12 protein-coding genes are annotated in these 8239 nt (G+C 63.0%); 4 read left to right on the forward strand and 8 right to left on the reverse strand.

What is annotated here, in order from left to right; all coding sequences use genetic code 11:
• Nucleotides 1–923: 923 nt before the first annotated feature.
• The 6 genes from A5740_RS29335 to A5740_RS22945 form a co-directional block, all read right to left on the reverse strand.
• Nucleotides 924–1058, reverse strand: coding sequence for a hypothetical protein (locus A5740_RS29335; RefSeq protein WP_256386381.1), 135 nt, complete (start codon nucleotides 1056–1058; stop codon nucleotides 924–926).
• Nucleotides 1059–1282: 224 nt separating this feature from the next.
• Nucleotides 1283–1681, reverse strand: coding sequence for a type II toxin-antitoxin system VapC family toxin (locus A5740_RS22925; protein WP_076197928.1), 399 nt, complete (start codon nucleotides 1679–1681; stop codon nucleotides 1283–1285).
• A gap of 20 nt (nucleotides 1682–1701) precedes the next feature.
• A complete protein-coding gene (locus A5740_RS22930; RefSeq protein ID WP_083654358.1) occupies nucleotides 1702–1938 on the reverse strand; it encodes a type II toxin-antitoxin system Phd/YefM family antitoxin in 237 nt (78 codons plus the stop codon).
• Nucleotides 1939–2030: 92 nt separating this feature from the next.
• The gene (locus tag A5740_RS22935) at nucleotides 2031–2342 is read right to left on the reverse strand and encodes a type II toxin-antitoxin system PemK/MazF family toxin (RefSeq protein ID WP_076197910.1); all 312 of its coding nucleotides are present in this window, start codon (nucleotides 2340–2342) and stop codon (nucleotides 2031–2033) included.
• Nucleotides 2332–2565: a hypothetical protein gene (locus A5740_RS28955; RefSeq protein WP_076197912.1), complete on the reverse strand. Its 234-nt coding sequence runs from the start codon at nucleotides 2563–2565 to the stop codon at nucleotides 2332–2334. Before A5740_RS28955 ends, A5740_RS22935 begins: the two co-directional genes overlap by 11 nt.
• 142 nt (nucleotides 2566–2707) lie before the next feature.
• The gene (locus tag A5740_RS22945) at nucleotides 2708–3106 is read right to left on the reverse strand and encodes a hypothetical protein (protein WP_076197914.1); all 399 of its coding nucleotides are present in this window, start codon (nucleotides 3104–3106) and stop codon (nucleotides 2708–2710) included.
• A 177-nt stretch (nucleotides 3107–3283) separates the two neighbouring features.
• Here A5740_RS22945 and A5740_RS22950 point away from each other — a divergent pair, with 177 nt between their 5' ends.
• The gene (locus A5740_RS22950) at nucleotides 3284–3499 is read left to right on the forward strand and encodes a hypothetical protein (protein ID WP_076197916.1); all 216 of its coding nucleotides are present in this window, start codon (nucleotides 3284–3286) and stop codon (nucleotides 3497–3499) included.
• Between the two features lie 221 nt (nucleotides 3500–3720).
• Here the strand turns inward: A5740_RS22950 and A5740_RS22955 are convergent, their stop codons facing one another.
• Nucleotides 3721–4524: a ParA family protein gene (locus A5740_RS22955; protein WP_076197918.1), complete on the reverse strand. Its 804-nt coding sequence runs from the start codon at nucleotides 4522–4524 to the stop codon at nucleotides 3721–3723.
• 316 nt (nucleotides 4525–4840) lie between these two features.
• Here A5740_RS22955 and A5740_RS22960 point away from each other — a divergent pair, with 316 nt between their 5' ends.
• On the forward strand, nucleotides 4841–5392 hold the full coding sequence (locus tag A5740_RS22960) for a YaeQ family protein (protein WP_076197920.1): 552 nt from the start codon (nucleotides 4841–4843) through the stop codon (nucleotides 5390–5392).
• Between the two features lie 41 nt (nucleotides 5393–5433).
• Here A5740_RS22960 and A5740_RS22965 read toward each other — a convergent pair whose 3' ends face one another.
• Complete coding sequence (locus A5740_RS22965; protein WP_076197922.1) at nucleotides 5434–6084, reverse strand: TIGR03086 family metal-binding protein; 651 nt, start codon at nucleotides 6082–6084, stop codon at nucleotides 5434–5436.
• Between the two features lie 63 nt (nucleotides 6085–6147).
• On the opposite strand from A5740_RS22965, the gene A5740_RS22970 reads away from it, so the two are divergent.
• Both A5740_RS22970 and A5740_RS22975 read left to right on the forward strand, forming a co-directional pair.
• A complete protein-coding gene (locus A5740_RS22970) occupies nucleotides 6148–7095 on the forward strand; it encodes a YafY family protein (protein ID WP_076197924.1) in 948 nt (315 codons plus the stop codon).
• Between the two features lie 278 nt (nucleotides 7096–7373).
• Nucleotides 7374–7682 carry a hypothetical protein gene (locus A5740_RS22975; protein ID WP_076197926.1) on the forward strand — a complete coding sequence of 103 codons (309 nt, stop codon included), beginning with the start codon at nucleotides 7374–7376 and terminating at the stop codon, nucleotides 7680–7682.
• Nucleotides 7683–8239 lie beyond the last annotated feature (557 nt).

Genomic DNA, 8239 nt, shown 5'->3' on the forward strand with positions numbered 1-8239 from the left:
ACCCATCAACTACGAGCGCGCCCTGACTGTCACCCTGGAAGCAAGCTAACCGCGTCCACTTTTTCTGGGGAACCTCAAAGTGGCTCCCGCGGGATCTCGCTCGGCAGCTGGACGGTGGGGACAGCGCTTGGCAAGGGCACAGTTGGAATATCGCTGGGCATGGGAAACGGCGGAATGTTGGACGGGACCGGCAGCGTCGTCACAGGATCATCCGCCACGGGTCGGCTCGCGTCGGTACCGCAGCCGGCGACCACCATCGCCGCCGCCAGAAGCGATCCGGCAGCCCGCCAACGAATCTGCCTCAGCCCAAGAACCATCCGAACAGCACCTCGCATTCACCGGGGACGTTATCACCGGCCGCAAGGCCGGAGCCGACCGACAAACCTCCAAACAACCTCGTGAACGCCGAAAAGGCCTGCACGGCAATCAAGTTAGGCGCACCGCCACCCTCCGGATTTTCGTCACAGTGACGTAATTATAGAGGTGCCGCCGAGAGGACTCTAGTAGCCATCACCGCCGATTGACCGACCGGAATACCTGCGCACGAATCCCAGCCGCCGGCGGGCTGCGACCGGATCCTTGGCGGCACGGCCGGCGCCGCGGCGCTTGTGCGGTTTACACATTGCACAGCCCCGCCATGAACGAGACGGATGATGGTTGGGCATGAAAGATGCTCCTACAAACAAACTCCGCAGCCAAGGCGAAGAGGTCGAGTGTACGCCGACCGGAAAGCGGTTCGTGCCCAGCTCATTAATGTACCGATAAGCTACATTATGTCAACTAAACATCGCCATGTTCATCAGATGAATCACTTCCCAAGCCGCTGCATATCGCTCTGCCACCCAACGGTTCTCACCCATCGGTAAATCCGGTTCGCAGCAGATGACGCACCGCGACATGCATGCGGTTGCGGCTCGGGATTGTCACCCGAGCCGCCGAGTGCGCCAGCGCGACAGATCCGCGTCGAGCACCGCAGGATCGCGTTCGGGAAACACCTCTCCGGTGATCTCCAGATGCCGGATGCGGCCGAGGTGAAATCCGCGGATGTCGACCTCCAACCGACAATCGCTATTGACCGAAGCCGTGAGCAAACCAGCGGCCACCGCACCACGACGGACCGGCCGCATCAGGACTGCCCAGCACCGATGCGACGCCGCTGCCCTAGTCAGCGGGCCACGCCACTACCAGCACATGGCGCAATAAGGCAAAAAATAATATGGCAGGGATACCAGTAACACCACTGCAGATTGCGTTGCTTCCCAACGCTTTTCCAGAGTCGCCCCTATCGGTGATGCGGGTGTGTGACTGACCGTAGTTCTAGGCGCGGGATTCCTGCGAAGTCGGCGGGGTTGCACGTGTACAGCGGCACTCCATGTGCGATTGCACTGGCCGCGATAAGTGCGTCGTAGGCACGCGCAGCCGGCTTGCGACCCGACGCGCGCAGCGCCGCCGCTACGGCTCCAAACGCCCGGGCGCAATCTCCATCGAACGGTAGGACGTCGAAGTCCGCCTCGGCCTGCTGTAGGTGCTGCTGCCGGGCACTGCGCTCTGCATCGTCGTTGGCGACGTGTGGACCTACGGACAGCTCAGCCAGCGTGATCGCGCTGATCACCGATTCGTCGGGAAGCTCGGCCGGGTCAGACAGCTGACCCAAAAGGATCACCGTGGAGGTATCCAGCATCCCCCGGCTCTGGGTTTGCCTCACAGCGACGGGTCGATGAGGTTGTCGATGTCGCGCCGGACGGCATCCGGGTTGACCGGCGGAAGATTCTTGCGGCGACGAATCAGTTCGGCAGGTCCTGCGCTCGAACGAGGCAGCGGCCGTAGCTCAGCAACAGGTGTCCCATCCCGAGTGATGACGATGCGCTCGCCATGCTCGACACGGCGCAGAACATCTCCTCCACTGTTGCGCAGTTCGCGCACCGTGACTGCATCCACGTTCACAGCGTATCACCGGTGAGACGTCGACGCAGCGTACTCGGAACGCGCCGTTTCGCACGCGAGAAGCGGAAATATTCGGCGGCGAGCGTTCATAGATCGAGGACGACGCGAAGAGCTGCATCTACACGGCGCATTTCGTCGAAGCTCAGAAACCCGACGCTCTTGCCCAGCCGACTCGGGTCGACCGCTGCGGCCTGCTCCGCAAGCACCCGGGTGTTCACGCCGCCGATTTCGACCTCGGGCCGGAAGCTGGCGGCACGAGCCGACGTGGAAGTTGGTGCAACCAGCCAGGTCGACAGCGGCAGCTGATCTGATTGGACGACTACGGCATATCGGGACCCAGCCTGCTCGTGGCCGCCACTCCCCCGCGGGACACTCAACCGAAAGACCTCACCACGCACGCAGTGTCTCCATATCGCGTAGCACCTGCATGGCCTCAGCTCGGTCGGACTCGTCTCTGGCAAGCCGCTCCGCCTCGGCCCGAATCGCCGCGCCAGCCTTACGCCGTGCCGCGTCGATAAGCGCAGATCGAACGGCCGCGGACACCGCTGTGCCATCTTTGGTCAAGACCTCCAGCGCTCTCGATGTGTCTTCGTCCGGCCGGAAGGTAATGGTGTCAGCCATAGCAAAGTGTACGACGTTTCGTAAGACAGTGACTGAATCCAGGCTGCTATCTGCTCAACGCTCCGACGGATCGTCGCCGGCAAGTCGTTCACGTCGGGCGCGTGCGGTGACCTGCCTGCCGGCTTACGCGTTGGGCGCCGTTTCATCCCCGAGAACAAGGCGCACTCGGGGCCAGTAGGCATGAGCCGTTCGGTCCTGCGCTGTCAGGAGCGAAGGTCAGCACACGGGAGGTCGGCACCGCGCTACCCGGTGTTCTCCCGCGAAAATCGAAGCGATACAACGCCGGATCGCCGAGCGTTCCGACATAGAAGATGTCGGGTTCGGTCTCGACGATGCCCATGGTGAGCCCGTCGAGTGTCGCGATGATGATCGGCTCGACCGGGATGGTGCTCGTCGGCGTGTGTAGGTACCAGAGTTCACTGTGGTTGAGGGCGGTCACCGGGATGGATCCATCGCTGCGTACCGCGATGTTCTCGAGGAAGTAGTTCGGCGGAAAGTTCGCCACCGCTGCGAGAGATGTGTTCGTTGTGTTGCTGATCATCGTGGGGCTCCTTCGAAATGTTCTGAGCCCGACGCAACACTCCCCATTTGGGCTGGCGCCCAACCGCTCCCACCCGGGAAGGAGCGGCTCTCGAAGCAACGCTGAGCAACTGAAGGTAGAGCTTGTCGACAATCTCGTCGAGTATGAGTGCTTCCGTTCGCGCCGTAGGCTCACGGGGTGCACAACGTGACCCTGGCCAGCACCGCCGCAACGGCCACAGTGACGGTAACGGTCGCGCTGGCGGCCTACTCAGCGTTGATCCTCGCTTGCATCGCGGTGGCGATCGACAGCGCCCGCCGGCACCGACGGCGCCGGGCGATCGCCGCCGCAGTGATGGTTGGGGCGCTGACCCTGGGTGGGCTGGTTATGGCGATTATCAGCAGCGTCGCGTGAACCCTCACAACGCGGAGCGTGACCACCGGATAGTTGGCAGCGTCGGCAGTCAGTACCTCTCCCCTGTCCACCCACCTGATTCGCCGCTTGGCAACTCCGGGGATGCACCAGGATCGAATATGCCGGGACACCAGCCGACTGGGCTGTTTTCGTCAGATGAGTCATCATAAGCGGCTTACGACGCTCGTTATCCCTCTGTCCCCCATCATATTTGGCTAGCGTCATCGGCCGCTCGTGTTTCGACCCAGCAGGTCGCGTTCCAGGAAATCTCGGAAGATTTGCGCTAGGCCCATCGCGGTTGGGTCGGAATAATCACCGAGTCGGTTTCCGAGTTGAAAGGCCTCATTGACAACGGCCCGCCGTGGCACTTCAGCACGGACCTCGTCGCCAAATTCCGTCTGCACCCGGTCCCTGATCGACTGGTCGATGCCGTTTCTACGGTCGAAACCGGATAACACCACACCACCCCACCGGAGTGGATGTGTTCGTTGGATACGCTCAACTCTGTCGCGGGCCTCGCGGGCTTTGCGTACCGCATCAAGGGTCGGAGTGATCGGTGCGTACGCAACATCACCTAGATGCATCGCCAGCGCTTCCAGAGAGCCAGTGCGGCCGCCAGTGTCGATCAGGACAACCTCATAGCGGCCGAAGATGCCGGCAGCGTCAAAGATGGCCCGCAACAATCCTGTGTCCGATACGCCGAAGCCCGCAACACGGCCTAAGGAAGCACCCGCAGGTAGCAAATCGATGCCGGGCCATCTGGTTTCAATGATCTCCTCATCGATTCGCTTCGCTCCCTTGTCGGGATTCCCCCAAAAACTGATATCGGCATCCTGAAGCACCGAACCCAAGCCGGTCGAATGCTGCGACACTCCAAAGTGATTAGAAAGATTTCGCTCTGGGTCTGCGTCGACTAACAACGCGGATATCCCGGAGCGCGAGGCCTCCCCCGCCAGCATCATCTGCCATAGCGTTTTCGCGGTACCGCCCTTACCTGAAAGCACCAGCACTGAAACAGCTACCATTGCGAGCCCCTATGCCATGCCTGACTCACCTCGCTGTATTCCTCCATCGTGTTCGCGCTGTTGCCAGACAGCAGGCGTTCTCAGCTTATATGTCGAACAGCGGCTATCCCTTCGGCATCCGATCTGAATGGGCATCGCGGAATGATCGGGGCGTTGATCCTATGTGGTGACACAGGACGGGCGTTTCCTTGACTCCGCCGCGACCGCGGGGCCTCGTGTCCCTGACACTGCGCCCGCCGACACCAGTGCTCAACTGACCTGACCGCTCAAAGCGGCCCGACGGTTCGGCGCACCACACCTGGATGCACACTATGACGTGGCCCTTTCTGCAACAGTGTTCAAAGTCGAACTTGGCGTCTCCGATGTCGACCACGGTTACTATGCCGATCACACGCTGACCGTGGCCCGCCATCCCAGTGAGACCGATGAGCGGATGGTGGTGCGGTTGTTGGCGTTTGGGCTGCGCGTACACCGACTCAGCGACGTCGAGGGTGAGTTGGCGTTCGGGGCGGGCCTGTCCACCCCTGGCGTACCGGACTTGCGGCTCGCCGACTACACCGGCCGGATCCTGGAGTGGATCAACGTCGGCCAGCCCGACGAACGCGTCTTGGGCAAGGCCGCCAGCCAGGCCGACCAGGTGCTGCTGTTCCCGTTTGCCGCCGGCGTGGCCACCTGGTGGCGCGCCGTCGGCCCCAAAGTCGCGGGGCTGGCGAACCTGTCGGTGGTACAGATACCGCACGGACCGGTGCAGCAACTGGCCCAGACTGTCGATCGACGAGTTTCGGCGCAGGTGATGGTGATCGAAGGTCAGGTGACGATGACCGTAGGCGGAGTCGATGTCACCTTCACGCCCGAGCCATTGCAGTGAACGTCTGACTCCGCGGCGTCGCGCCACATCCGTCCGTACCGTCAGGATCGGCGGAGCGGATCCCGGCCATTCCAGGCGACAAGGCGGTCGATGACGGGCGCGTTGTCGCAGATCGGGACGGCCTCGGCGAACGGGACGGCGACCACTTCGAGGCCCCTCGCGGCCGAGATCTCCTCGTAGAGAGCTCGGCGGTTCTCGGCCGGGAGGATCTGGCGTGCCCCGTCGAACGCCGCGGCGACGACCGTGTCGTCCCAGTCGGGCTGCTGACCGGTCGCCGTCGCAAGGTCCCACGTGTGGACGGTCAGCTCGGAGAAGTAGGACGCCAGGACCATGGCACCGCTGCCTTCGATCCACGGCAGCGCCATGGGTCGTTCGAGCACGGCGTCGTCGCGCCAGGCGTCCGTGGCTCGCCTCCCCGACTTCCGCCACGCATCGACCCAGCGATCGTCGGCGACAGGGGTATCGGTGACCGCCAAGGGATCTTCGCCGTTGCCGAGCGCGGCAACTCGGTCGAGCACGCCGATGAGATGTGCGAGCAGTGCTCGCACATCCATGTCGGTGCACGGCGTCGGATCCGTGAGTTGCTCTGGCTGGACGCCGGCCATGATGACCCCGCCAGTGGCGAGGGCACGGTCGAGGATTGGCCGGGGATCGTTGCGGTGGCCCGTGGTGGAACTGGTCGATGTGATCATGGCGCCAGTGTGCCGACCTAAACCGGTCACCTTGTGGCCAGTTTGATGTGGAAATGTGGTCGTATGCGAGCCGACCGGCTAGTCGCCCTGCTGCTCCTGCTGCAACAGCGCAAGCAGGTCACCGCAACGGAGGTCGCCCTGGAGTTGGAGGTATCCGAGCGCACCGCTCGCCGCAACCTCGAGGCGTTGAGCAGCGCCGGGGTGCCCGTGTACGCCATGCCAGGCCGAGGAGGCGGGTGGCGCCTCTTGGGCGGCGCTCGCACCGACCTGTCCGGGCTGACCGCGAGCGAGGCTCGCGCGCTGTTTCTGGTAGCCGGACCCGCCTCGACGGCAACCCCGAGTGTGAAGTCCGCTCTGCGCAAACTTGTACGCGCGCTGCCCGAGCCTTTCCGGGAGCAGGCCGAGGTGGCCTGGACATCAATCGTCGTAGACCCACGACACTGGGGATCCGGCCATCCCGAGCCTCGACTACCCCGGTTTCTCGACGAACTTCAAGACGCGGTGATCCGCGGGGTCCAGGTGCGGCTCGGCTACGTCGACCGCAAGGGCGCGGAGACCGAACGGACCGTGCATCCACTGGGCATCGTCGCCAAGAGGCCGACGTGGTACCTCATCGCCAACACGGAGACCGGTCGACGCACCTTCCGGATCGACCGTGTCTCCTCGGTCGAGTTCACCGACGACCCCGTCCAACGACCTCAGGGATTCGACCTTGCCGAGAGCTGGCGCGAGATCGCCGACGAGGTCGATCGAAGGCGCACTCCCCTCGAGGCCCACGCCCTGTGCGCTCCCGACGGGCTCGGCCTGCTCCGGATGACACTCGGGGGCCGCCTCGAAGTTGGCGGTGCCACCCCCGACGGCCGCATCGAGGTCGTGATCCGCGGACGCGACGAGCACGCCCTCGCAGGCGAAATTGCCTGGCTCACCGAATGGCTCGAAGTCGTCGGCCCGCGGGGGGTGCGCGACCACCTCGCCTCGATTGGCGAGGCGCTTGTGGCGCGCTACAGCTGAGCCCGGCGAGGCTGTTCCGATGTTGGTGCGCCGCTCGATTGGGATGGAATACAGCGGAATCGAATATAGCGCGGGTTACCAGTACAAGATACGAGTGGCTGCCGGCCGACCGGGATTCAGTGACGTTCAAGGTCGGCTACTCGATGGACTCCCCTTCAACGAATTCGACCTGCACTCAATATCCGACCCGACGCGGTCAAAACGCGCTTGACATTGCCGCGGCGGACTTACGCTGACGTTGGAATGCTGGGGAATGTGACGCGAAGGTAGATGTCGCCATGAAAACCACTCTTGCCGTCCTGGCCACAGCAATGGCCATTTTCACTTCCGCACCGGCATATGCGGATCCGGGTGACCAATCCAGCGCTGAAACCGCTGTACGTAGTGCATACATCGATTTCCAGACCAGGTGTACGCCAGACGATCCCGCAGACTTCCGATCGATCAAGTGGGAGAACTTCACCCCGGCCAAGGAAGGCGCCGGGCAGGTGATCGACGCCAATCCCGCGCTTGGAGGCGCGTTCAGGCTTACCTGGAATACCTTCAACTACGCCCCCAGGTGGGATGTAAAGTTCGAATTCTGTTGACGGAAGTGACGAGAGCGGGTTAACCCGCCGGCGTCGCTACCGTGATCAAGCCACACCCGCCGGGCGGGTAAGACGCACCACTTGCGCCGGTCGCACGATTCCATCGACGGGAGGCTTGGCATGTCCACCGTCAGTGGTGACGTAAGCGACCCGTCCGTAGTCACCCGGCGCCCTGCCCAGACGATGCTGGACGGACCCACCAGCGAATCGGTGAACGGATCACCCGCGACGATGGCCAGCTCATTGCAGGTTGACTGATTCCCACCCGCTCCGCGGCGCGAGAGACGTGCCTTTCGTCGAGCAGCGCGACAAGGCCTGGAAGCAGGTTGAGATCAACCCTATGGAGATTCAGCGGGCGCATGACTTGCAGCGTACGAAATGTGCGGCGGTCATAGGATTGACCGATTTCAGACGGCTACGCAAGTTGCTCAGCGGCACTTCGGCGAGTTGCCAACAACTTGGCCGATCTCCGGAATAAATCTGAGGTTCCCCAGAAAAAGTGGACGCGGTTAGCTTGCTTCCAGGGTGACAGTCAGGGCGCGCTCGTAGTTGATGGG

The sequence above is a fragment of the Mycobacterium sp. GA-1841 genome (assembly GCF_001954135.1).
Classification (GTDB): Bacteria; Actinomycetota; Actinomycetes; order Mycobacteriales; family Mycobacteriaceae; genus Mycobacterium.